This window comes from Paenibacillus rhizovicinus (assembly GCF_010365285.1).
Classification (GTDB): Bacteria; Bacillota; Bacilli; order Paenibacillales; family Paenibacillaceae; genus Paenibacillus_Z; species Paenibacillus_Z rhizovicinus.
In genome coordinates this window covers 5,792,667-5,817,967 of record NZ_CP048286.1, presented here as the reverse complement: position 1 = coordinate 5,817,967, position 25,301 = coordinate 5,792,667, and the positions used below count along the sequence as shown (strand labels likewise).

The 25,301-nt window shown below is 54.9% G+C and carries 20 protein-coding genes and 2 other annotated features; of the genes, 8 read left to right on the top strand and 12 right to left on the bottom strand.

All coding sequences use genetic code 11. The annotated features are described in order from the left end of the window. Positions 1-12 precede the first annotated feature (12 nt). Complete coding sequence (locus GZH47_RS25890) at positions 13-999, bottom strand: Gfo/Idh/MocA family protein (RefSeq protein ID WP_225446220.1); 987 nt, start codon at positions 997-999, stop codon at positions 13-15. Positions 1,000-1,142: 143 nt separating this feature from the next. Between GZH47_RS25890 and GZH47_RS25885 the strand changes: the two genes are divergently transcribed. Next, positions 1,143-1,748, top strand: coding sequence for a DedA family protein (locus tag GZH47_RS25885; RefSeq protein WP_162643883.1), 606 nt, complete (start codon positions 1,143-1,145; stop codon positions 1,746-1,748). 106 nt (positions 1,749-1,854) lie between these two features. Here GZH47_RS25885 and GZH47_RS25880 read toward each other — a convergent pair whose 3' ends face one another. Continuing rightward, complete coding sequence (locus GZH47_RS25880; protein ID WP_162643882.1) at positions 1,855-2,637, bottom strand: arylamine N-acetyltransferase family protein; 783 nt, start codon at positions 2,635-2,637, stop codon at positions 1,855-1,857. Positions 2,638-2,745: 108 nt separating this feature from the next. Here GZH47_RS25880 and GZH47_RS25875 point away from each other — a divergent pair, with 108 nt between their 5' ends. After that, the gene (locus GZH47_RS25875) at positions 2,746-3,636 is read left to right on the top strand and encodes a helix-turn-helix transcriptional regulator (protein ID WP_162643881.1); all 891 of its coding nucleotides are present in this window, start codon (positions 2,746-2,748) and stop codon (positions 3,634-3,636) included. Positions 3,637-3,814: 178 nt separating this feature from the next. Here GZH47_RS25875 and GZH47_RS25870 read toward each other — a convergent pair whose 3' ends face one another. Beyond that, on the bottom strand, positions 3,815-3,985 hold the full coding sequence (locus GZH47_RS25870; RefSeq protein WP_162643880.1) for a hypothetical protein: 171 nt from the start codon (positions 3,983-3,985) through the stop codon (positions 3,815-3,817). A 10-nt stretch (positions 3,986-3,995) separates the two neighbouring features. Continuing rightward, a complete protein-coding gene (locus GZH47_RS25865; RefSeq protein WP_162643879.1) occupies positions 3,996-4,472 on the bottom strand; it encodes a hypothetical protein in 477 nt (158 codons plus the stop codon). Positions 4,473-4,576: 104 nt separating this feature from the next. Between GZH47_RS25865 and GZH47_RS25860 the strand changes: the two genes are divergently transcribed. Continuing rightward, on the top strand, positions 4,577-5,908 hold the full coding sequence (locus tag GZH47_RS25860; RefSeq protein WP_162643878.1) for a serine hydrolase domain-containing protein: 1,332 nt from the start codon (positions 4,577-4,579) through the stop codon (positions 5,906-5,908). Between the two features lie 80 nt (positions 5,909-5,988). On the opposite strand, the gene GZH47_RS25855 is transcribed toward GZH47_RS25860, so the two are convergent. Further along, entirely contained in the window at positions 5,989-6,939 is a 951-nt protein-coding gene (locus tag GZH47_RS25855; RefSeq protein ID WP_162643877.1) for a copper amine oxidase N-terminal domain-containing protein, read from the bottom strand. A 158-nt stretch (positions 6,940-7,097) separates the two neighbouring features. Between GZH47_RS25855 and GZH47_RS25850 the strand changes: the two genes are divergently transcribed. Then, the gene (locus GZH47_RS25850) at positions 7,098-7,814 is read left to right on the top strand and encodes a YwaF family protein (protein WP_318653383.1); all 717 of its coding nucleotides are present in this window, start codon (positions 7,098-7,100) and stop codon (positions 7,812-7,814) included. A 101-nt stretch (positions 7,815-7,915) separates the two neighbouring features. Here the strand turns inward: GZH47_RS25850 and tyrS are convergent, their stop codons facing one another. From tyrS to GZH47_RS25815, 7 genes are all read right to left on the bottom strand, one after another. Then, positions 7,916-9,202 (bottom strand): tyrosine--tRNA ligase, encoded by a 1,287-nt coding sequence (gene tyrS, locus GZH47_RS25845; protein ID WP_162643876.1) that lies wholly within the window; start codon positions 9,200-9,202, stop codon positions 7,916-7,918. A 51-nt stretch (positions 9,203-9,253) separates the two neighbouring features. Continuing rightward, positions 9,254-9,476: a binding site (T-box leader), on the bottom strand. Between the two features lie 204 nt (positions 9,477-9,680). Beyond that, positions 9,681-11,180: a protein adenylyltransferase SelO gene (locus tag GZH47_RS25840; RefSeq protein WP_225446585.1), complete on the bottom strand. Its 1,500-nt coding sequence runs from the start codon at positions 11,178-11,180 to the stop codon at positions 9,681-9,683. Between the two features lie 298 nt (positions 11,181-11,478). After that, complete coding sequence (gene asd, locus GZH47_RS25835) at positions 11,479-12,564, bottom strand: aspartate-semialdehyde dehydrogenase (RefSeq protein WP_162643875.1); 1,086 nt, start codon at positions 12,562-12,564, stop codon at positions 11,479-11,481. 160 nt (positions 12,565-12,724) lie between these two features. Further along, positions 12,725-12,987: a binding site (T-box leader), on the bottom strand. Positions 12,988-13,100: 113 nt separating this feature from the next. After that, positions 13,101-14,177 (bottom strand): Gfo/Idh/MocA family protein, encoded by a 1,077-nt coding sequence (locus GZH47_RS25830; RefSeq protein WP_162643874.1) that lies wholly within the window; start codon positions 14,175-14,177, stop codon positions 13,101-13,103. Then, entirely contained in the window at positions 14,174-15,238 is a 1,065-nt protein-coding gene (locus GZH47_RS25825) for a Gfo/Idh/MocA family protein (RefSeq protein WP_162643873.1), read from the bottom strand. The genes GZH47_RS25830 and GZH47_RS25825 overlap by 4 nt, the downstream gene beginning before the upstream one ends. Before the next feature lie 161 nt (positions 15,239-15,399). After that, a complete protein-coding gene (locus GZH47_RS25820; RefSeq protein ID WP_162643872.1) occupies positions 15,400-18,951 on the bottom strand; it encodes a YDG domain-containing protein in 3,552 nt (1,183 codons plus the stop codon). Between the two features lie 279 nt (positions 18,952-19,230). Next, entirely contained in the window at positions 19,231-20,367 is a 1,137-nt protein-coding gene (locus GZH47_RS25815; RefSeq protein WP_162643871.1) for a GntR family transcriptional regulator, read from the bottom strand. A gap of 303 nt (positions 20,368-20,670) precedes the next feature. Here GZH47_RS25815 and GZH47_RS25810 point away from each other — a divergent pair, with 303 nt between their 5' ends. From GZH47_RS25810 to GZH47_RS25795, 4 genes are read left to right on the top strand one after another with little or no spacing between them, the layout of a single operon-like run. Beyond that, positions 20,671-21,966, top strand: a complete 1,296-nt coding sequence (locus GZH47_RS25810) for a glycoside hydrolase family 125 protein (RefSeq protein WP_162643870.1) — start codon at positions 20,671-20,673, stop codon at positions 21,964-21,966. A gap of 38 nt (positions 21,967-22,004) precedes the next feature. Then, complete coding sequence (locus GZH47_RS25805) at positions 22,005-22,910, top strand: carbohydrate ABC transporter permease (protein WP_162643869.1); 906 nt, start codon at positions 22,005-22,007, stop codon at positions 22,908-22,910. A gap of 12 nt (positions 22,911-22,922) precedes the next feature. Further along, the gene (locus tag GZH47_RS25800) at positions 22,923-23,804 is read left to right on the top strand and encodes a carbohydrate ABC transporter permease (RefSeq protein ID WP_225446219.1); all 882 of its coding nucleotides are present in this window, start codon (positions 22,923-22,925) and stop codon (positions 23,802-23,804) included. A gap of 22 nt (positions 23,805-23,826) precedes the next feature. Continuing rightward, the gene (locus GZH47_RS25795; protein ID WP_225446218.1) at positions 23,827-25,206 is read left to right on the top strand and encodes an ABC transporter substrate-binding protein; all 1,380 of its coding nucleotides are present in this window, start codon (positions 23,827-23,829) and stop codon (positions 25,204-25,206) included. The last annotated feature ends 95 nt before the right edge of the window (positions 25,207-25,301 follow it).

The following is a 25,301-nucleotide window of genomic DNA, read 5'->3' as shown; positions in this document are numbered from 1 at the left end:
TGTTTCTCCCTTCTATAATGTCACGCGCTTGCGGGAATACGCGGATTCCAGGCAGGCGTCGATGACTTTCATATTCGCTACCGCATCGGCAGGCGTGAATCTGACTTCTTGTTCGCCCCATACATTGCGCGCGAACGTATCGGCTTGAAGCGAGTATTGATTAAGCGCCGGCTGCTTCGCTTCGCGCTTGCCGTCTTTCGTGTAAACATAGAAGGTAGGGTCGTTAACGAACGCGTTCGGAATTTCGATCCGTCCGCTCGTTCCGAGAATTTCCAGCGTGTTGCGGAAGTCCGCCCACATGCCGCAATCGAAGGTCAGCGCCACGCTGCCCGGGAATTCCAGGATACCGGACGCCATCATATCGACATTGTCATGCTCCGGAGAGATCAGAGCATGCACGGTCGCCGCTTCTGGCTCCGTGCCCAGAATCAGTCTCGCCGCGCTGATCGGATAGCAGCCGACGTCGTAGAGGGAGCCACCGCCCCATTCTTTGCGGTAGCGGACGTTGCCGGAATCGCCGGCGTTGTTGAACGTGAACGCGCCGTGAATGCCGCGCAGCTCCCCGATTTCGCCGGAGTCGATGATCGCTTTGATCTCGTCGTAGCGCGGGTGGTTGCGGTACATGAACGCTTCGGCCAGGTGCACGCCGTTCTTGGCTGCCGCATCCGCCATCCGCTGTGCCTCTTCGGCATTCAGCGCGATCGGCTTCTCGCAAAGCACATGCTTGCCCGCTTCCATGGCGCGGATCGACCACTCCATGTGCAGATGGTTCGGCAGCGGGATATAAATGGCGTCAATCTCTTGATCCGCCAAAATTTCTTCATAGCTTCCATAGGCTTTCGGAATACCAAGCTTGGCTGCCGTTTCCTCGGCCTTGGCGATTCCGCGGCTTGCAATCGCTGTCACTTCTCCTGTCGAGGATTGTTGGATGCCGGGGATAACGGAATGAACGGCGATGCCCGCGCAGCCGATGACTCCCCAACGCAATTTACGAGTCAATTTGATAGCCACCTTTTTCGATAAAATGGATTCGTTCCTAGTATAGTCCATTCCGATATGGGAAGAAATATAAAACAACTACACTTTCATATAACATTCATGTCGTATCTATCGATCACGATCGCAGAAAGTAGGCCACTGCCTTGGAAAACCTCTTAGAGCTGCTCATTATGCGCTACGGATATTTCGGATTGACGCTTGCCTTGTCGCTCGGCATCGTCGGCGTTCCCGTCCCGGACGAAGCGCTGTTGACGTATTCGGGCTATCTCGTCGGCGACGGCAGGCTGCTTGCGCCGCTCGTCGTCCTCAGCGCTTTCCTCGGCGCAGCCATCGGCATCACCGCCAGCTACATGATCGGCAACCGTTTCGGACTGCCTTTCCTGCTCAAATACGGTCCTCGCGTCCGTCTCTCGCCTGCCAAGATCGAACGCGCCCAAGGCTGGATGAACCGCTACGGCAAATTGCTGCTGTTCGCCGGATTCTTCATTCCGGGCCTTCGCCACGTGACGGCTTATATGGCAGGCATGTCGCGTTTCAAGCTTCGGACTTTTCTGCTGTACGCCTACGCGGGCGCTCTCGTATGGAGCACGCTCTTCATCTATGTCGGCTACATGCTCGGGGAAGAATGGGAGACGGTCAAAACCTATGTCCATCACAATGCCCGCACGCTGCTGTTCATCGCCTGCGTGCTCGCGCTCGTCGCGCTCATCTTCCGCGTCATGCTGAACGGCCGCAAGGTGAAAGCTTAACGGCGCTGCGACTGAAGGCTTCTGCCCGCGCTTTCCTAAACCGGTTACCGGCGACAGCCGCAAGTCCGTCCCGCCGAACCAAGCTGCGATCGAGCCGTTTCTTCGGCTACGAAATCACGATGCCGAAATATTCAGCCAACGCTTCGTCCAGTTCGGCTTTCGTCGCCGGCTGAAGCACCGTTACGTCGCCGTTCCGGAACAGCCGGATTTCGCCGCCCGCGCCGGTGTTGCGGCCTTCCGGCGTACAGATCGCAAGCTTCAATTCCGCCCGAAACGGGGAGTCCGGCGCGTGTTGGCACCAGTAGCTGGCGAACGCGTAATCGTCCGGGAACTGCGGCTCTTCCGTAAAGGAATAAACTTGACCCCATATCCCCTTCTTCCGCTCGCTCAGAAACCACCCGAACGCCGCATCCCGGTCGAGCCGGTAGCATTCTTCGCCTTGCTGCTGCTCCAATCCATCCTCCAGCAGCAGCGGCCGGCGAGGTACACTCCCGCCTACGCCGACATCGCACAGATAAACTCTGCCTTCCGCTTCCACCCTCAGCACATGATGCCGCCTCTTCGGGGGCAGCGCCGTTTCGTCCCGCCAGAAGCGCGCCACGTAATTCGTGACGCGATAACCAAGCTCCCCGAGCAGCCAGCCGAACAGCGCGTTCAGCTCGAAGCAATACCCGCCGCGGCGCCTGCGGACGATTTTGTCCCATAATGCTTCCGGAGCGAGCGACAGCGGGACCCCGTTCAAAATATCCAAGTTCTCGTAAGGAACCGCGTGCAGATGCGCTTGCTGCAGCGCTGCCAGCATTTCGGCGCTTCCGTCGAGCGGCCCCTTATAGTCGATCCGTTCCAAATAAGCCATGATTTCCGGCTTCAAGCTTTCTTCCGATTTCATTCCGTTTCCCGCTCCTCTCCATACAGTCGGCCTCCCTTATAGACATTGGTTCCAGGCCATGACATAATCATCCTAACCAAGGTGAAACGAAGGGAAAGGATGCCGTCCATGACGATTTTCAAAGGCGATATGTACTTTAATCTGGATGACTTCCCTTTCTACATCGACCGCTATACCATTCAGAAGAATGAATATATCCCGCCGCATACCCATGACTTCATCGAGCTCGTGTTCGTCGTCGAAGGCAGCGCCACGCACGAAATGTCCGGACATACGTATCAGCTTGCCGCCGGCAACGTATTCGTCGTGGAGCCCAACGTCTATCACAGCTACGCGTGCGAGCCGGACAAAGATACGGTCGTGTACAACGTGCTGTTCGACGCGGGCTTCCTGCAGCGGGAGATGGAAGTGCTGCAGCGGATGCCGTCTTTCGTCGACTTCTTCTACCTCGTTCCCTTCTTGCGCAAAAGCCATTCCTTCGTGCCCTACCATCCGCTGCAGCCCAGCCAAAAGGTGCACATTCAAGCGCATCTGCAGACGATCTACGACGAGTTCATACAGCGGCGCGACGGCTACCAGCTCGTCATCAAGACGCGGCTGATCGAATGCCTCGTCTGGCTGAGCCGCTTCCACCAAGAGAATCGCGAAGCCGATCGAAGGCTTGGCGTCGGCGACCGCGCCTGGATGGACTCCATTATCAACTTCGTCGACCAGCACTACTATCAGCCGCTTACGCTGCAGCAGCTGAGCCGGTTAAGCGGCATGAGCGTCTCTTCGTTCACGGCCAAATTCAAAGAAGCAGCCGGCATGAGCCTGCTTGATTATAAGCATACCGTGCAAATCCGTCAGGCGTCTACACTGCTGCGGACGACGGACAAAAAAGTGCTCGACATCGCGCACGAAACCGGCTTCGGCGACATCAGCTTCTTCAATCGCATCTTCCGCAAGCATACCGGTTATACGCCGCGTGAGTTCCGTTCGAGTCCCCCGCGCCAGTAGACGGCGCCAGTGTATATTCCGCCTGGAGAAAGACCGCCGAACGTCTCGAGGAGGCTGGCGGTCTTATTAGGATTATTTGAATATTTTAGTAATTTTCTGTTGTTATAGGAACGTTCGTTTTTTATAATTCAGATGAATGGGATTTCCAGAAATGAGAGACAGACACAAAAAGACCCACCTATTGGTGGGTCTTCACGTGATTATCGGATTGGGCTTTCATCCGTGCAATGGCTCTGCTAATTTCTCTGTCCCGCTCTGGATTGACGCTGGGGACGGATTGTACGACGTAATGTCCATCGGCGGCATGGCGGGCAACATCATCAAGACTGTGCGTATTCTTTTTATCCATGGAACCTCACCTACCTCTGCTCTAAGTATAGCATGATTAACCGACGAGCAACAGTTTCATTAAGGATCATTCGAAGTCCTCCCACATGCTTGGCTCCAATAACCTGCGTGTAAAAGTGGAGAAGTCTTGGGGCTGATTTTGATTGTAGAACTACATATCCATCGTGCCCAAATCGCATGCTGAGCTGACAAGCATAGGCAAGCAAATGCTCACCAATAAATTCAAACACCTTATCCGAACGGTTATGCGGAGCGCTCTCAATTAAATGCACGTAAACATGATCTTCTTTATTTTCCAATGCAATGGCGCCTTGTATTGCATCATTACCTATAATCATCATCTTAAACACGAGAACTTGAGGATAATTATAATAAATGGTCCAATCAAATGCCTTGTCCCTCCCGTTTAGTTGTTCCTGAATTTCATGAGGATTCATTGCAGCAAAGTGAACTGGATAGGATTCTAGACTGGCATTGTGTAAAAGCAAGTATGACACCTCCCAAGGAACTATCATACCATGATTTTCCAAATACATAGAAAGTAGAAATGCATTTATTCGTATGATTACTTACCACCTCCAAGGAGGCCATTATGAACGCTATCCATCACATGATCGATCAACTGGACGCACGATTGGACGAGTATATGCAGCATGCACCGATGCCCGGACTGGCCGTAGGCGTCGTATTCAATAACCGAACCATCTATGCCAAAGGCTTCGGCTTGACGAACGCCGCCTCCGGCGAGCCTGTCGGCACCGGGACGTTATTCCATCAAGCATCGATATCCAAAACGGCCGTAGCAACCGGCATCATGCAGCTGGCCGAACAAGGACGGCTCGAGCTGGACGCCGGCATCGTCGCCTATCTCCCTTATTTCCACATGGCGGACGACAGATTCCGGCTAATCACGGTCCGTCAATTATTGAACCATACTTCGGGCATGCCCGATGAAGAGGATTACGAATGGGATCGCCCCCAATACGATGATCAAAGCTTGGAGAGATACGTCAGGAGCCTTCGGCCACGCTCCTTGTTAAGCGAACCTGGCGAGAACTATGCATACAGCAATATCGGCTATGAAATTCTGGGGGATATTATCGCGAAGCGCTCAGGGACAAGTTTTGAGCAGTATATGAAAGAACGGATATTCGAACCCGCCTTGATGCGGGAAAGCACTTATTTGAAATCGGAAGCGGACGATCGCCTAGCGGCTCCTCACGTGCTTAGTCTGCAGCATGGCTATGGAGGCAAAGTAAGCGACGTTTTCCCTTATCATCGCGCCCACGGGCCTAGCTCCACGATGTACGCCCATGTCGAGGATATGTGCCGCTATGCAATCGTCCACTTGAATAAAGGCATTACCGCTGATGGCCAAGCGCTTCTAACGCAAGAAAGCTACGACGAATTATGGACCTCTTATGCTGCGACCGGCCATGGAGAGGAGTCGGCAAACATCGGGCTGTCTTGGTTCATCGGCACGTACAAAGGCCAGCGGATGGTATCGCATTCCGGCATGGATACCGGCTTCCAGAGCCACCTCGTACTGCTTCCCGACAAAAGCATCGCAGTCGCGGTTATGGCAAACGCAGATTATGGCTGGCTCACCGTCGGCTCTTCTATTCTCGATTTCCTGTTAACCGGACACTTTCCGACGCTCAAACAATCCATGGCGCATCATTTAGCGCAGCATTTGACCTCCCACGGTATCGATTCCGCCATGCAAGAACATGAACGCATTAAGAATGACGAACGCTATTATTCATGGGAAGGCGAGTACGGCTTCATTGCCGCCATGTTGAAGGAGAACGGTTACGCCTCGGAAGGCGCGCGATTGTTGACGCTGTCCGCGCAGCTGTTTCCCGACTCTTCCGATCTTCGTCGTGCTCTAGCCGGGCTTCTCGGCGAAACGATTAGAGATTAAGAATTAAGGATTACGGATTATGGATTAAGGATTAAGGATTAAGGATTACGGATTATGGATTAAGGATTAAGGATTATGGATTACGGATTAAGCTCAGCCCTGGTTTCATCAGGCAGCGTCAATGCCAATGAGCCCGATTGTTCCTTCACTTCGTCGCCGACGACGCTTTTGCTTCCGATTAACGTCTTGCGGCCATCGGCGCCGATCGTCCCTGCCGTAGTATTCGTGACGTTCACGATTCCGCTCTTTCGGTAGAAGAACATCGGCCCGTCGATGACGGGTCTGGCACCCGTGGCCTTCGTCACCTGGTTGTCCATGAACAGCTCGTCCGTGTCCTTCTTCCCGACGGGAATTTGCGCCTGCCAGGTGATGACGAAGAACTCTCCCTGCAATTCATAGAACGAGACCATACTATCTGAAATCAAGAAGAAACGGTTGGCTTCTCCGAGCGGGAAGAAAAACGTGCTTTCGAAACCTTCGATTTCGTTCAAGTACTCGATCGGCGGCTTGGCATAATGCGCATGCTTCCAAGCGTTTGCCATGACGAACTGCCTTGCTTTGCCTAGATCTCCATGGTGCAGGATATCCTGCTCGTTCCGGCTAAAAGGCGAAGTCACGTTCACGGTATCCGCTTGCGCTTCCACGCGATATCCGTAGAACTGCGACAAGAAACGTAAAGGAACGTATACGCGATCGTGTACGAGGGTGACGGACGCATCGAGCTTCATCGTGTTATATTGATTGGCTTTTACATAGGATGCGATCGATTGACCGACTGTCAGCTTTACCGTTTCCGACCATTTGCCGATGGTCGCCGTCTTCGACTTCGCATTCCATGCTGCCGTAATGCCCAGCGGTTCCGTAACTGCACGAAGCGGAACCAATACGCGCCCGTTCTTAACGATCCATGCAGCATCGGACTGAATCGGCTTGCCCATAATAACAATGCCGGAAGGGGCCGCGGCGTAACTTATGGCGGATACAGCCAGCATACTTGCAGCAGCAGCAGTTGCGCATGCTATCTTCTTCATGATCTCATCCACGCTCCTTTATGATAAGTTGGACGACGCTGCCAACAGGATTGTTTCACCATCCCGCCCGCAAGGCGTTGTCCAATGCAAGCCCGAATGATTAACCGGATACAGCATGTTCAAAACGGGCAAGCTGATCTGCCGTTGAAGGGAGGGATATGATGGCCTCGTTCATTAATCCGAGAATCTCGGAGCACTTCCTTGCCTATTCTCCCTCGCATGTTGTCGTACTTGCGATCCTGCTCGCGTTCGCCGGCATGCTGTATCGCTTCCGAAACGAAATTCGCAGACGGTCGAGCGTGAAGCAGACGATTCGTTACGGCCTTCTTGCCTGCTTGATCGTACCGGAGTGCTTCCTCTTCTGGTGGTACGCGACGGAGGATTTATGGAACGCGAGGTATACGCTGCCGCTTGAGTTGTGCAGTATTTCGCAAATGCTTGCCATCGTCATGCTGATCGCGCGCAGCCGTCTTTTGTACCAGATCGTGTTGTTCGCCGGCATTGGCGGCGCGATTCAAGCGATGCTTACACCCGATCTCGTATATCCGTTTCCCCATTTCCGATTCTTCCACTTCTTCATCGTGCATATGGCCATCATCCTAGCGCCGCTCTATATGACATGGATCGAGCGCTATCGTCCTACCTGGAAATCCATCGGCATTACGATGATCTTCCTGAACATCCTCGTCGTTCTCGTGGGCGGCGTCGATTATTGGCTGGATGCCAACTATATGTTCCTCAAGCATAAGCCGGAAGCGGCTTCGTTATTGGATGCCTTGGGGTCTTACCCGTACTATTTAATCACGGAAGAGTTCATAGCGGTCGGCATCTTCTCCTTGATGTACGTACCCTTCCTTCTTCGCAAACGGAGGTAGCGGAGCCAGCCCGTCCGCCTCATCACGCATTGGCGACGAAAAGTCCTCCAGACGCAGCGAAGGCCGCCGCAAGCAAGTTGCGGCGGCCTTCCGCCAATGAACTATTCGAATCGGACGAGGAAATAATTCTTCTTCCCTTTGCGCAGCACGATGTATTTGCCGTGAAGCCGCTGATCGGCGGTAATGACCGTCTCCATGCCAGCTTGCTTGACTCCGTTCACGGAGATCGCGTTGCCTTCGATGTCTTGTCTAGCTTGACGGCGAGACGGAGCCACGCCCGCTTCGATAAGCAGATCCATGAGCGGCTTCTCCTCTTGAGCGGCAAGAACGGTCGTCGGCAAACCTTGCAAGGCTTCCACGAGCTCCGCTTCCGTCAACTTCGTAATATCGCCGGAGAACAACGCCAGCGTGATCTTCTCCGCGCTCTCGACGGCTTCTTCACCGTGTACGAGCTTCGTCACTTGACGAGCCAGTTCGCGCTGCGCGGCGCGTTTCTCCGGCTGCTGCTTCAGCTCTTCCTCGAGCGCTTCGATTTCCGGCCGGGTCAGGAACGTGAAATATTTCAAAAACTTGATGACGTCGCTATCGTCCGTATTCATCCAGAACTGGTAGAAGTGGTACACCGACGTTTTGTTCCGATCCAACCAGATGGCGCCCGTCTCGGATTTACCGAACTTCTTCCCGTCGCTCTTCGTTACGAGCGGCATCGTCAGTCCGAAAGCGCCGCTGCTGCCCATTTTCCCGATCAGATCCAGACCCGCCGTAATGTTGCCCCATTGGTCGCTGCCGCCGACTTGGAGATGGCAGCCATGCTCTTGGTGCAGCTTCCAGAAGTCGTAAGCTTGCAGAATCATGTAGCTGAATTCCGTGAACGAGATTCCGTTCGCCAAGCGCGAGTCGACCGAGTCTTTCGCCAGCATGTAATTCACCGTGAAGTTTTTGCCGACGTCCCGCAAGAACGAAATGACGTCCAGTTGGGAAATCCAATCGTAGTTGCTGACCAGCTTGGCGGCATTGCCTTCCGCATCGAAATCCAGGAACGTGGAGAGCTGGCGTTTCAAGCTGTTCGTCCATTCCGCGACCGTATCCGATGTATTGAGCGAGCGCTCCGACGAACGGCCGCTCGGATCGCCGATCAAGCCCGTGCCTCCGCCTACCAGCGCGATCGGCGCATGGCCGGCATTTTGGAAGCGGCGCAAAATCAAAATCGGAAGCAGGCTGCCGATATGCAGGCTGTCCGCGGTCGGATCAAAGCCGCAATACAGCGTAAGCTGCTCTTCTTGAAGCTTCTTGCTCAGATTCTCGCGGTCGGTCACTTGATGCACCAGTCCGCGGTATTCCAGATCCTCCAACAGATCGACATGCTCGATTACGGTTTCTTTCGTCATTTCAAGTCCCCCTAGCGTAATGTGAAAACAAAAAAGACCCGCCCTGTCAAAGACAGGGACGAGTCATCGCGGTACCACCCTAATTGAAAATGCGCATGCATCTTCCACTCTGCCCGATAACGGCGGACGGCCGTCTGCCCCTTCTGCAAGCATGCAGTTTCGGGACAAGAAGCTCCAGGCTGTAATTCGCGTTCATTCACGTACCGGCTTGCACCAACCGCCGGCTCTCTGGAAGCATGAGGTGAACACTACTAATGCCCTTCAACGCTGACAAAATGAATCCTAATGACAACACTTTATTCAATACGGCTGCGATTGTCAAGATTTACGCTGTTGACCGGACGGTTCAAATATTGGATAACCCTGTCTTCAAGCCGCAGAACCGGACAAGTCAACTCATGCGACGGCCGGCCGCATAAGGCAGAAATCCCCCCAGCCGGATAAGGCAGAAATCCCCCAGCCGCAGCGTTTCGTGGAATCAGGTTCCGCAGAACGTCCGATACGGAGCGGAAGAATCGTCAGGCAGCGAACAATAAGCTTCCTGCTCGGGCGCATGCGCGAATGGATTCGCCAGCGCAGCGAGCAGCCGTTCCATGACGCCGTAATCTCCCGCCGCCGCTGCCTCCAGCGCTTCTTCCACCCGATGATTGCGCGGAATTACCGCCGGATTGCTGGCCTGCATCAACTGCTGCGATGAAGCATGCAGCGCCTGCTGCCGGCCGCGTCTTGTTTGCCAACGCTCATGCCATTCCGTAAAGCCCGACGTGCCGAACATCGCGGTATTCTCCGGCTCATCGAACGTTAATGCGCGGAACGTATTCGTATAATCGGCCCGGTGCTTCCGCATGATGTCGAGCAGGTCATCGATCAACGCCTCATCCTCCGCCTCTTCGTTCAACAGTCCCAGCTTGGCCCTCATCCCGTCGAGCCAATGCGCGTGAAACGCTGCCGGGAATGCCGCGATCGCGTCCTCGGCGAGCTTGACGGCCTGCTCCTCGTCGTCATGCAGCAAGGGCAGCAGCGTCTCGGCGAATCTCGCCAAATTCCATGCGCCGATCTGCGGTTGATTGCCGTAGGCATAGCGGCCTTGCCTGTCGATCGAACTGAACACCGTAGCCGGATCGTAGGCATCCATGAACGCGCAAGGGCCGTAATCGATCGTCTCACCGCTGATAGCCATGTTGTCGGTATTCATCACCCCGTGAATAAACCCAACGAGCTGCCACTTGGCGATCAGCGACGCCTGACGCTTAATGACTTCCTGAAGCAGGGACAAGTATCGATTCCCGCCTTGGTTCTCATTCGCGTTCTCTCCCGCTTGACCGCCGGCAAAATGCCTTTCCCATGCGTAATCCGCCATCGCCCGCAGCTCGTCGATCGTTCCTCTCCCCGCAGCGAACACGAACGTGCCGACGCGCAGATGGCTGGCCGCCACGCGAGTCAGAACGGCGCCCGGCAGCTCCGTTTCGCGGAAAATGGACTCCCCTGTCGTCGTCACCGCTAGACTGCGAGTCGTCGGAATGCCCAGCGCATGCATGGCTTCGCTGATGATGTATTCGCGCAGCATCGGGCCAAGCGCCGCCCTGCCGTCGCCGCCTCGGGAATAAGGCGTCCGCCCCGAGCCTTTGAGCTGAATATCGAATCTCTCGCCGTCAGGCGTGATTTGCTCGCCGATCAGCAAGGCCCTGCCGTCGCCGAGCATGTTCAAATGCCCGAATTGATGCCCGGCGTATGCTTGAGCGAGCGGCAGCGCGCCTGCGGGAATCCGGTTGCCGGCGAACACCGCCGTACCTTCCTCGGTCTGCAGCGATTGCACGTTCAATCCCAACGACGCCGCTACCGTTTCATTCAGCACAGCCAGCTTCGGCGCGCTTGCCGGCGCCGGATGCTGCTTCGAATAGAAGATCTCCGGCAGGCGGGCATAGCTATTGTCGAAGCGCCAGCCCATTTCATTTTCAATCCCGTCCGTGCCGTTCATAGGATTGCCGTTCCTATCACTCGTCTCATGGTCATCCATCATTCCATCGTTCGCATTGTTCGCTGTCATTGGATCTCCTTTTGACAATGTATTGTATGGCGATCGTGCGCTTGTTTAAGATAGTTAGGTTATATACAGTATACCCTTTAACCCGCTCCTTGGCACACCGAATGCCGCTTCCTTGTTCTCGTTCCCGCGCAAGCCTCAACAACAAAAACAGCAAGCTCCTATACCGGATGCTTGCTGCTCTCGTCGAATTCGTTCCGTTCCTTGCTTGTTCGCCTGCTCGCGCTAGCAGTTATTTCGCTTGAATGTAGCCTTCTGCTTTGAGCAGCTCGGCGATCAGAACCGCGCCGCCCGCCGCGCCGCGCAGCGTGTTATGCGACAGGCCCACGAACTTGTAGTCGTAGATGGAGTCTTCGCGCAATCTGCCGACCGATACGCCCATGCCGCCTTCGAGATCGCGATCCAGCTTCGTCTGCGGTCTGTTCTCTTCTTCGAAATAGGTGATGAACTGTTTCGGCGCGCTTGGCAGGCCGAGCTCCTGCGGGCGACCTTTGAAATTCAACCAGCGCGCAAGAATTTCCTCTTTCGCCGGTTTGTTCTCGAACGATGCGAATACGGTAGCCAGATGGCCGTCCGTAACCGGAACGCGGATGCATTGCGTCGTAATGAGCGGCGAGCTTGCTTTGACGATCTCGTTATTGACGATGCTGCCCCAGATGCGAAGCGGCTCCTGCTCGCTCTTCTCTTCTTCGCCGCCGATGTACGGGATCACGTTATCCAGCATATCCGGCCAGTCGGTGAAGTTTTTGCCGGCGCCGGAGATCGCTTGGTACGTCGACGCCACGACCTGAGTCGGTTTGAAATCGAGCAAGGCGTGCAGCGCGGGCACGTAGCTCTGAATGGAGCAGTTCGGCTTCACGGCAATGAAACCGGTCGAAGTGCCCAGACGTTTGCGCTGTGCCGCAATCACTTCGATATGGCCCGGGTTGATCTCCGGGATGACCATCGGGATGTCCGGCGTCCAGCGATGCGCCGAGTTGTTGGACACGACGGGCGTACCCGTCTTCGCGTATGCCTCTTCCAAGGCTTGAATCTCGTTCTTCTTCATATCGACCGCGCAGAAGATAAAATCGACCTGCGATGCGACTTCCTCGACTTTCGAAGCATCCTGCACGACGATGTTCTTCACGCCTTCCGGAATGGATCCGGACAGCTTCCATCTATTTTGCACGGCTTCCTCGTATGTTTTGCCTGCCGATCCCGCGCTTGCTGCAATGGACGTGACTTGGAACCAAGGATGCTGCTCCAACAATTGGACGAGACGTTGACCTACCATGCCCGTTCCACCGACAATACCGACTTTCAGCTTACCTGCCATGAATGATTCAAATCCTTTCGACTGCCATAATGGATGGGAACGCGTTCTTCCCTAAATAACTATTCAAAACATTGGAATTGGTGAGTTTCATATCGAGCCGAGCACTGTATTTCCGCTTTGAAAAAAATAAAAAAATCCCACCCCCAAGACTATTGTCAGTCTCAGGGACGAGATTGGATCCTCGTGGTACCACCCTAGATTCGCCGATCGGTCGCCCGATCAGCCTCTTCAAGTACGGCATCGCGATGCAATGCTTATACTCTAGCTCTATAACAGGAGCTCCTGGCACACCATCCGCCTTCCGAAGGGTTCCGATGCGCTGCTCAGAGACTTTTTTCAATAACGAACGCTTTGCTCCTTTTCAGCGGACGGAGCTCTCTGTGAAAGCATGCATTTATTTACTCTTCTCTTCATTGCATTTGAATGCTTTCGACTATAGTATCAAATAATTCAGGCAAGGTAAACAGCATTTTTGAAAATTCGCAAACCCTGCCGCGCAGGTTCGCTTATCCGCTTCGTCGCTCCGCTTGATTCCTTTACTCCGCCCAGCATTGCGTCTCGGTCGTCACCGCTTCGCCCGTTTCCAGCGATCGCTGCATCGCCAGCGCCAAATAATGGTCTTGGCATGCTTCCGCCAAGCCGTAGAAGTCCGAACCGCCGGCCGCGTATTCGCCCATCCTCGCCAGACATGTCGCCACCGCGATTTCATCGTCGGTCAGCCGTGCCGGAGCGGATTCGTTCCGATAAGCCACCAGCTCTCCGCAATGCAGGCTCTTCAGGTAATAGCCTTCGAGATTGCCGTCCAGCCCCGCTTGTTGGCGGGTTAGCTGCAGATGAACGGGCGTCAGATGATCGACCAAGTAGCGCACGTCGAAATTGTTGATTTCTCCGCTATCTCCCCGCACGAGCAGCCTCGGAGAACGAATCCAGGAGAAATACTGATCGCCGGTGAAATCGTACGAGCCGTATTTGCCGTCGAAATCGAACGAGGCCATGACCTGATTGGACGTCACGATTCGCTGCTCGGCCGGCGGACCGGAACGCCCCGGACCTTCCACGATCGGCGATGCGAAGGCGGAAGCGCGGATCGTGGCATTCTCGAAGCCGATGCCGAGATAGCGGCGCATGAGGCTGATGCCGTGATAGTCGTGAGCGGCGGACACTTGCGCCTGCGTAACTTGACCTAACCGGCCGGAACGGACAATCTCCAGCCGGGCAGCATGATTCGGCTGGAACGCGTATTGCTCCGCCACCTGAATGCGTCCTTTGCGGTCTGCGGCCTGCCGATAGAGCGAGACGAGCTCCTCCAGCGTCTCTGCCGGAGGCGTCTCGCACAGCGTCGGAACGCCGCGGTCCGCGAGCTCCAGCATGATGGACGGAGCGACTTTACGCGGCACGCTGACGACGACGAATGCAGGAGAGGTTCCGCTTAGCAACGCGTCCAGCGTGCGATACGTCGGGACACCCCACTCGCGTTCGAACGCTTCCCCTTTCCCGGCGTCCCGGATGACGACGCCCGCAACCCGGAAGCGCCCGGGCAGTGCCTCCGCGATACGCATGAAGAACTCGGTACGCCAGCCGCCGCCAACGATACCGAAACGAACCGCGCTCATAGCTGCCTCCCGTCTCGGCCGCCGCCGATGCCGGCATACGGAATGCCCGGAATCCAAGCCTTCGCCCCCGCGGAAGGCGGTTCGAACGCATCGACGGGAAACCTGACGATGCCGCCGTGAGTCGCGGAGAGGTACGCACCTTCAACGATTTCCAGCGCTGCCAGCGAGCTGTCCGCCAGACGGTAATCCGCCGTTCCCTCTTCAATCAAATCCGCCATATTCTCCAAATGGCGCTGATGGCCGGTAACCGGGAATTCCTCCGGCACGATCAGGCTGCCGCCGGGATGCGCTTCATTCTGCAGCCAATAGCCGTTCTCCCAGCCCCAGAATTCGATGACGCCGCGCGTGCCGACGATCCGGAACAACGTTTCTTTGCCTTCGCGGTTAACCAGCACGTCGTCTCCGGTCATCATGACCGCCCGAATGCCGCTCGCCGTCTGCGCGTACGTGACCGCAGCCGTCTCCACCTGCATGCCGTCGCGGTACGTGCGCGTACTCGTATCGGCCTGAGCCAAGACATACGCGAGCGGCTCGTTGCCGGTCAATTGAACGAAGAAGTTGAGCCAATGGATGCCGGCATTGATGATGTCCCATTTGGTATTTTGAATTTCCAGCAGCTTCAGCTCGCCAATCTCGCCGCGGTGAACGCGCGAGATAATTTCCAGCGGCGTGATCTTCGCCAGCATGCCGTGCGGGACGACCATCGGCAGCCGGCGGCCCTTGATCGCCTCCAGGATCGCACGGCCGGAAGCGACGGTATGGCCGAGCGGCTTCTCCACGAGGATCCCTTTCAAAGGGAGCTTCAGCGCGTCCATCGTCACCTCTTCATGCGAAGGGGGGAACGTACTGACGCAAACGACGTCTGTCGGACATTGCGCGAACATCTCATGGTGGTCCGTAAACGTTTGGATACCCGGAAATTGCGCCTTCAGTTTCTCGCAAATCTCCGGCCGCAAATCGGCAGCCGCTTTCAATTCGAATCGTCCCGATTCCGCAAGCGCTTTCATGCTTAATAGCCCGCCTGCCCCGCCGCCCACTACGGACGCCGTAAATTTGTTCATGCTATAGGCTCCTTTCGCTGCGAATCGCCACGGCGATCTTGGAATCAGCCGTACCGTAATAGAGCAGCCACTAGTTCTTATGATAAACGAGTCCTTCGACGAAGCATACAGGTTAAGAAAAAATCCCTCCCCGGCGATCGGGAAGGGACGAACAGCTTGACTTAAATCAAATCGGATTGCTGCAGCAGCCGCTGAATGACCGTCGCCGTCTCGGCTCTCGTCATATGGTCTTTCGGCGCCAGCTTGCCGTTGCTCTTGCCCGTGACAATGCCCGCCAGTACGCTGTCGGCAACGCCGCTTCTCGCCCACGCGGACACTGCCGCCGCATCTGCATAAGAATGCAGCACCGTATCGCTTGCGGCATCGGACAGTTTGTTTTGAAGCCCGGTGAGCTTCATGGCTTTGGAGAGAATGGTCATCGCCTGCTCGCGCGTAATCTTGTCATTCGGCAGGAATGCGCCGTTCTTATCCCCAGTAACGAGTTGGTATGCTGCAGCCGTATTCACGGCACTGGCGAACCAGTCCGTCGCTTTGACATCCGTGAATGTCGACGAACCGCCTGTCGGCTTGAGTCCAAGTCCGCGAACGAGAATCGCCAAGAATTCGGCACGGGTAATCTCACCGTCAGGATTGAAACGACCGTCTCCCGTTCCCTCGATGATCATCCGCGAGCCCATATCATTAACGGCGGCTTTGGCCCAGTGCGCGGTCATATCGCTGAAGGCGACAGGGTGCCAGATGACGGCATACGTGCTATTGGTCAGGCTGCTGATTTGCGCATAAAATTTGCCATCGACTTGGACGATCTTGGTCGGTACATGATGAACCGTTCCGTTGGTCTCGATGACGACTGCAGTCGTAATCTTAGCCGGATCGACATCGTCCGGGAGTGCGATCGTACGCTTCACATAAGCGCTGAAGCTGGAGACCGGCACGCTCGCACCTTCATAGTCGACATGGATTGCAAACTCGACAGGCGGCACCTGCACGGTGAACTTGCCTGCGACCGCTGCATCTTCTGCCACTTTCAGCATCTCCGAAGATGGCGATGCGAGTTCAATTTGAACGATCACGTCTTGCAGCGAGATGCTTTGGCCCCATTGTTTGACCGCTTGGTCGATGTTGAGCTGCTGAGCGTTCAGCGTATACGTGGAGCGACCTGTTCTGATTTCCAGAGTGGCGTTATTATCATTTAGCATTTGAATCATTTGGCCATTCAAAACAATGCGCACGTCATCGGATTCCGCTTGCACATCGATCGTAATATGCCGTGCTTGTCCTTCGGCAAGCAACGCTTCCAGTTCAGTCTGATTCACGGTCGCCGTCGTAACGGCATTGCCATCGAGTTGACTCGTTGTTTCGGTCCACAAATCGTGATTCTCGGGCGCGACCTCTTGGCCGGGGCCTGGATCCACGCTGACGCTGTTAATGTTAGCCGTCGTCGTGTACGGATCGAGCGTATAATTGCCGGCATCGGTTCCCGTGAGGGCCAAGCCGCTGACGGTCACTGTCTTGCCTCTGCCTGTTTTGCGGTCTGCGAATTCGCCTGCGGCTGCTGACGCGTCCAAACCCACATCATCCGTGCCGACGATTCCGGTCAGCGCCGCCGTGCCGACGTCGATCTTGGCGGTTGTCTTGCCATCGTACGTTTTGTTTCTGGCGGTAATGCCCGTAACGGCAAGCGGCTTCGGCGTAATATCGGCCGTTGCGGTTGCTGTCGCGGATGCCAGCGTATAATTGCCGCTTGCTGCTCCGCTAAGGGCCAGGCCGCTAATCGCGACGGACTTGCCGGTGTCAGAGTTTCTATCCGAGAAAGTCCCGGTTACGGACGCGGTATCCAACGACACATCGTCCGTTCCGACTTTCCCCGTCAAGCTCGCAGCGCTAAAGTCGAGCGTTGCGTTTGCGTCGCCGTCGTACGTTTTGTCATCGGCTGTAATGCCCGTGACGCTTACCTGCTTCGGCGTAATATCTGCCGTTGCGGCAGCCGTCGTGGAAGACAGCGTATAATTGCCGCCCGCCGCGCCTTTCAGCGCCAAGCCGCTGATCGCAACGGACTTGCCGGCGGCAGCGTCTTCGTCCGAGAACGTCCCGGTTACGGCCGCGGTATCCAACGACACATCGTCCGTTCCGACTTTCCCCGTCAAGCTCGCAGCGCTAAAGTCGAGCATGGCGGTTGTTTCGCCATCGTATATTTTATCGTTGGCAGCAATGCCCGTGACGCTGATCGTCTTCGGCATAATATCGGCCGTTGCTGCTGCTGTCGTGGAAGACAACGTATAGTTGCCGCTTGCCGCGCCTTTAAGTGCCAGTCCACTAATCGCGACGGACTTGCCGTTGCCGGCGTCTTTATTCGCGAAAGCGCCCGTAACCGCCGCGGTATCCAACGACACATCGTCCGTTCCGACTTTCCCCGTCAGGTTCGCGGCGCTAAAGTCGAGCGTTGTGCCAGCGTCGCCATCATACGTTTTGTCATTGGCGGTAATGCCCGTGACGCTGAGCTGCTTAGGCATAATATTCGCCGTCGCCGTAACGGGGTTAAGGGTATAGTTAGCGGCATCGGGGCCTGTAATAGCCAATCCGGTGACCGTGATCAGTTTGCCGTTGCCGGCATTTTTATCCGAGAAGGCGACGTTTTGGTTTGCAAAATTTAAAGTTAAGAAGTCCGAAATGATGACTCCGGTGAACTGTATTCCGCCATAGCTAACTTGCGCGCCGGTCGTACCGTCATAGACTTTATCGATTCCCGCAAGGCCGGTTAGGGTAAGCGGCTTGGGCGTTATATTGGCTAATGCGTACGCGGAGGTGCTCGTCAACGCATAGTTATTCTTATCCGTCCCGCCAATGGCCAAACCGTTGATCACGACGATTTGCCCATTGCCGGCGTCTACGCCCGCGAAATCAGCCGTGCTTGCCGAAACGTCCACTCTTAGATCATCCGATCCGACTTTTCCGGTCAGGGTCGCGGCGCCGACGTTAATCGTGGCGGCCGTCGTGCCGTCGTAGGTTTTGTTAGTGGCCGTGATGCCGTCGATCGTCAGCGCCTTCGGCGTAATATCGGCCGTTAACGTAACCGGGTTAACGATGTAGTTTCCGACGAGAAGGCTAGCCGCGTCGGTCCTCCCGCCAACGGTAAATCCGGTTATTGTGACCTGCTTGCCATTGCCGGCGTTTTTATCCGAGAAGGCAGCGATTCCGTTTGCATACACACCGATGTCAGCATCAAAGTATCCATTTGCACTTACTACTGCGTGGCTATAATCGATGGAACCGCTGGTAGTGCCATCGTAAGTTTTGTTGTTGACTACGAGGCCGTTTACAGTAAACACCGTCTTATTGATCGTTGCCGTCACGTTCATGGTCGACGAATCCAGCGCATACTTGCCCGCATCGGCTCCGCTTAACGACAGGCCGGAGATGGTCGCCGGCTTGTTCGCGCCGGCATTCAGGTCCGCGAAGGCTGCCGTAACGCCGGCATGATTGATCGATACCGAATCGCCAGGCGTGACTCCACCTAATGTTGCGCCGCTCCAGTCGATCGTGGCCGACGTGTTTCCGTCATAATTCTTGTCGGCGACTTTCAGTCCGCTGATGGTGACCTGAGTTAATGGTGCGGCGGCATTCGCTGCATCCGGCGCGAACGGCCCTATCCTGCTCCCTGCCGTAACTCCAACTAAGGTAAGAAGGATAGCTGCAGCAACGAATAGTTTCATAGACAACCTCAAAAAAATTCCCCTCTCTTCATTCGACGCCTTTTTTCGTCAACAATCGACTCTTCCTATGCAAAATAGTATAAGAGACGATAGTTAGTATTGTAAACAAAACATTATATTGGAAATGAGCCTTGGATTATTTGACGAAAGCAATGAATATCCATATTTCGTCGTCAAATTAATCCCGGAAACAAACCCCACAGCGAATACAAAAGGCCTAAGAGTAACCAGTTCGGTTACTCTTAGGCCTTTGTTTGGCATTTCATATTCATCCGGCTGTTACTTTGTCGAAAGCCCCTTAATAAACGAATGCGCGATGACGTGATTCAACCCGACATCCTCGCCGGCCCACTGGCCGTGCAGCATATCGACCGCCATCCTGCCCATGCCGTGCTCGTCCTGCTGGATGTGAGTGAAGGCATGCTTGCCGAACGGATCGGGCGGAGAATCGAAACAAACGATCTCCACGTCTTCCGGAATCCGTTTATTCATGCCGATCAGCACTTCCCGAAGCACCAGCGCCAAGTTGTATTCGGCGGCGACGAAAGCCGTCAGCTCGGGATTCAGCTCGACGAACCGGCGGACCGTCTCGATATCCGTCTGAATATTCGCCTTATCGGATGGACTTGGCAGCGAACTGTGCAGATTCGACATCATATGCTGCGGCTTGAAGGGAATGCCGTTCCGGATCAGCGTCTCGGAGAAGCCGTCGATCCGTTCCTCGACGGAAGAGGTGTTGTCCGACGGCACCGAAATGAAGCCGATCTCCCGGTGCCCGCGCTCCAGCAGATGCATCGTCAAATCGGATACGGATTTCTGGTTATCGGTATAGACCGAGCAGGCCGCGATGCCCTTCAAGTAGCGATCGACGAGAACGACCGGGAACTTATCCAGCACCAGCCGCAACAGCGCCGTATTATAGTGTTCGCCATGCACGGGGAAGATGATGAAGCCGTCCACGCCCAGATCGATAAACGACTGGATGGCGGATTCTTCGACTTCGCGGCTGTCATAGGTCAGCTTCATCAGCATCCGGCAATTCGTCTTGGAGCACTGTTCTTCGACGCCGTGGATCAGCCGCGATCCGTACGATTCGGCAAATTCGGGAAGTATGAGCCCGACCAGCTTCACTGCTTCCGGCGATGATTCCGTTTCGGTATCCGCCAGGTTTTCATACAATATGGCTTCTTCCAAGTCCGGCAAGGCGTCCGAAACGTAAGAGCCCTTGCCTCTAATCCGTTCGACCAGCCGATGCTGGGCCAGCGTCTCGAGTGCTTTCTTGGTCGTAATCCTGCTTACGTTGAACTGATCCGCCAACTCATTTTCCGAAGGCAGCCGGTCGCCGCTTTTAAGCTCGCCGTCTTTAATCTTCTGAAATAGGTGGTTGTATATCTGCTCGTAAAGAGGCGCCTTCATGTGTGCGATCATCCTTCGAATATCATGATATACCAACTATATAAAATAAACGAAGCGATTTCAAGGTTAATTTTCGCGCCGCCCAAAAATAAAACTCCTTTGTTTTCACGCATAATTACTGCAATCGTACGCCGCGCGCTTATTATACTTGGTTGAAAAGCCATTATTAACCATCAATGATTACTTGTATTGATATATCAACATAAAAAATATATTGACATCATATTTTTCCAAATGATATGCTCTCCCACGTAAGCAATTCGCATGACGAACCATCATGACCAACTGTTAAGGAGTGGGACGATGTACGAAACTGTATTCCGCAAAATCGAGGCCATCTCATCTTCGCTAAAGGAAATCGATCCTCATATGGCGGATGTATTCCGAAACTGCTATCCCAATACGCTGCAAACGACCGTCGAACTGCTCGATGACGGCACTTCATTCGTCATTACGGGAGATATCCCGGCCATGTGGCTTCGGGATTCATCGGCGCAAATTCGCCCCTATATGGAGATGGCGAACGAAGATGCAGATCTTCGCAGGCTGATCCGCGGAGTGATTCATCGGCAAGCCAAATTCCTGCTGCTAGACAGTTATGCAAACGCATTCAACAAAGAAGCAAACGGGCAAGGACATACCGGCGACCTGCCTCCCAAAGGACCATCGGTATGGGAACGGAAATACGAGCTGGATTCGCTCTGCTACCCCGTACAGCTGTGCGCGCACTATTGGCGGACAACAGGAGACCGCTCGGTATTCAACGAGGATGTCCGCCTGATGTTCAAGCAGATCGTGGACACGATGCTGATCGAGCAGCACCACGACCGGCAATCGGGCTATTCCTTCCAACGGTTTCAATGCCCGCCGTCGGATACGCTGCCTTTCGAAGGGAAAGGAACGCGCACGAACTTCACCGGCATGGTCTGGTCGGGATTCCGGCCGAGCGATGACGCCTGCAAGTACGGCTATCTGATTCCCGCGAATATGTTCGCCGTCGTCATTCTACGCGACCTTGGCCAGCTGGCGCTCGATATGTACGGTGATTCGGCATTATCCGAAAGCGCTCTCAATTTGGCGGTCCAAATCGAATTCGGCATCGAGACGTACGGCAAAGTGCAGCATCCGGAGTTCGGGACGATCTACGCGTACGAGACGGACGGATACGGCAACTACAATCTGATGGACGACGCCAACGTGCCGAGCCTGCTCTCGATTCCTTATCTCGGCTACCGTCCGGCAGATGATGCCGTGTACCGGAATACGCGGGCATTCGTGCTCAGTCCCGCCAATCCGAGCTACTATTCAGGAACGCATGGACGCGGAGTCGGCAGCCCCCATACGCCGCCCGGACATATTTGGCCGATCGGCCTGATCATGCAGGGCTTGACCTCCGTTGATCCGCAGGAGCAAGAGGCGCTGATCCGCACGCTCATCGCGACGACGGCGGATACGGACTACATGCACGAAAGCTTCCATCCGGACGATCCCGGCACGTTTACGCGGGAATGGTTCGCATGGGCGAACAGCCTCTTCGGCGAATTTATCGTTCGCTGGGTCAGCGGCCGAACCGCCGCCGGCCAGTCGCTGCCAGTCTGACGCCGCAAGGCGATCACGAAAGGAGGAAATCCGTTTCCATGAACAGTGTCGCATCCCGCAAGAGAGACCGCTTCGGATGGGTGAAGGGCTACCTGCACATCTCGCCTTCCATTCTCGGCTTCTGCATCTTCGTCGCTTATCCGCTCGTCATGTCCGTTTATTACGCGTTAACCAAATGGGACGGGTACAACAAGCCGGAATATGTCGGCTTCGACAACTTCAACTACTTATTCACGGTCGATCCCGTCTTCTGGAAAGCGCTTCGCATTACGTTCTATTACGTCCTCATCAATGTGCCCGCTTCGTTGATCGGCGGATTGCTGCTTGCCATGCTGCTCAATAAGAATTTGCCGGGCATCAAGTTCTTCCGTACGGCCTTCTACTTGCCGACCGTACTCCCGATGATCGCTACCTTGACGCTGTGGAAATTCATTTATCAGCCGCAATACGGATTAGCCAACCGCGTCCTGCACTTATTCGGCGCAGATCCGGTCAATTGGCTGAGCGACGAGCGGCTCGCCCTCTTCTCGGTCATTATCGCCGGACTATGGCAAATCGGCGGCGGCATGATTATTTTCTTGAGCGGACTGCAGTCCATTCCGCAGGACTTATATGAAGCGTCGAGCATGGACGGCGCGAAGGGCTGGGCGGTCTTCCGCAACGTCACCCTGCCGCTGATCGCTCCCATCCTGTTCCTGCAGCTCATTCTCGGCATTATCGGCGCCTTCCAATCGTTCGCGCAGGTGCAGGTCATGACCGGCGGAGGACCAAACTACGCTACCGAGCTGCTGAATTTCAAAATCTATTCCGATGTCTTCGGCTCGAAAATGTTCGGCTACGGCATTGCGGAAGTATGGATTTTGTTCCTGATCATTATGTTCTTCACGCTTATCACGTTCCGCTTTTCCAACCAGTTCGTGCATTACGAAAACGACAACCGATAGGAGGTGCCTCTCGTGAAGACTGAATATTCCGCTCCGGCCGTCCGTATCGCCGGACCAAGCAGGCGCAAAGCCCAGCCTGTGAATATAATCCGAATGGCGGTTCTCCTGATCGGTACGGTCGCCATGCTATATCCGCTGCTTTGGGTCATCACGATCGCTTTGAAGGGCAACAACGATATTTTCACAACGACGCCGCAGTGGCTGCCCACTGAGTTTCATTTCGAGAACTTCGTCAAGGGGACCAAAGAAATCCACTTCTGGCAAATGTTCAAAAACTCGGTGTTCATATCGATTCTGAGCACCATCGGGCAGGTAGCCAGCTCCATCGTGGTCGGCTACGGCCTCTCGCGTCTGCGTTTTCCCGGCCGGAAGCTCTGGTTCAGCAGCTTCATCGGCAGCATGATGCTGCCCGGCTTCGTCGGTCTCGTACCCGTCTTCCATCTGTTCTCGCAGCTTGGCTGGTACAATACGTGGCTGCCGCTGATCGTCCCTTCTTACTTGGGGAATCCGGCCTTCACCTTCCTGTTCATTCAGTTCCTAAGCACGATTCCGAAGTCGTTCGACGAGGCGGCCAAAATGGACGGCGCCGGCGACACGCAAATTCTGTGGCGCATTCTGGTTCCGATGTCCCTGCCCGTCGTCGTCACGATGATCATTTTCGCCTTCAACGGTTCATGGAACCAATACCTGGAGCCTCTTATCTACCTGGTCGATCAAGACAAATGGACATTGTCCGTCGCGCTCGCTTCGTTCGCATCCAACTGGACGACGCAGTGGAACTATTTCATGGCCGCCGATCTGATCTACATGCTGCCGCTGCTCATTATTTTCTTCTTCGGCCAAAAGTACTTTATGCAGGGTCTCGGGTCGGTCAATTCCGCCGGCTTGAAATAAACAAACTATGGGAGGTCTTTCTATGAAAGCGATGAAAACTGGGGTTACGTTAACGGCATTCCTGCTGGTGGCCGGCATGCTGTCCGCCTGCGGCAACTCGGACAACAACAATTCGGGCAATACGGGAAACGCGAAGAACGCGGGCAATACCCAAGACGCAGGCAATACGAAGAACGCAGGGAACGACGGAGGCACAACCGGGACTACGACCGAGAAAGCCGAAGTAACGCTGATGACATGGGAATCGCAAGACATGAACAATAAAATCATGGAGAGCATGAAGAAGTTCGAGCAGGAGAACCCAGGCATTACGGTCAAACTTATGCCCGCTCCGCTCAGCGATTACGGCACCAAGCTGAACGGCATGATCGCCGCCAAGCAGGCGCCGGATATTTTCCAATTGGGTAACGACATGCTCGTGCAGGATCAAGCATCGAACCTGCTCTTCGATTGGACGGAACACGCAAGCGCGGATACGGACTTCATGAACGGCTTCTATCCGGGCGTCTTGGATGGCTGGAAGGTCGACGGCAAGAACTACGGATTGCCGGGCCTGCTGAATACGTACGGCATTTTCTACAACAAACAGCTATTCAAGGATGCGGGACTGACCGAGCCTAAGATCGGCTGGACTTACGATGAATTCTTCGCCGACATGAAGAAGCTCTCTTCGAAGAAAGACGGCGTTCAACAATACGGCTTGTACTTCCATCCCGATCCGTTCACCGTATCGCTCTATGCAGCATCCGCGGGCGGCTCTCCGTTCGCCGACAACCTGCTGAATCCGACAAGCGCGACGGTAAGCCCGCAATTCATTGAAGGCGTAACTAAGTATCAGCAAGCGATTGCCGACGGCTCGATGAACCCGGCGACGTTCGACCTGTCCACCATCATGGGACCGTTCAAAGACGGCAAAGTCGCGATGACGTATCAAGGCCAATGGATCGCCGACGATCTCATCCGCAATGCGCCGGACCTGCAATGGGGTTACGTTCCGATGCCTGTCGTCACTTCGCAAGCCGAAATTTATGACGCCGTCGGCTGGGCCAGCCCTGTCAGCATCAAGAATCCGGACGCCGTCTGGAAAGTCATGAAATACTTGGATTCGACGATGTACAAAGACGTGCTGCCGCAAACGCCGGTAGCTCCGTCCGCTTTCCAAGCTTCGGCCTCTTCCTATTACGATACGCTTAAAGCTGCCGGCCATCAGGACTTGGCTGACGGTATCGACCATATTTTGAAATCGCCTACGACGCTGCCGGTTCGTTTCCTAACGTCTTGGGCGGGCAAAGCGAATCCGTTCATCGATACGGTATGGAACAACGTGCTGAGCGGCAAAGGCGGCGAGAAAGAACTGCAAGGCATGGCCGACAAAATCAATAAAACGATCAAAGCCTCATAATCCTCAACATCACCCAATGACCAACAACAGGAGTAGTCAGCAACAGCGTGCTGCTCCTGTTTTTTTATTCGATAAAGGAGGTGAATTTGAGGTCA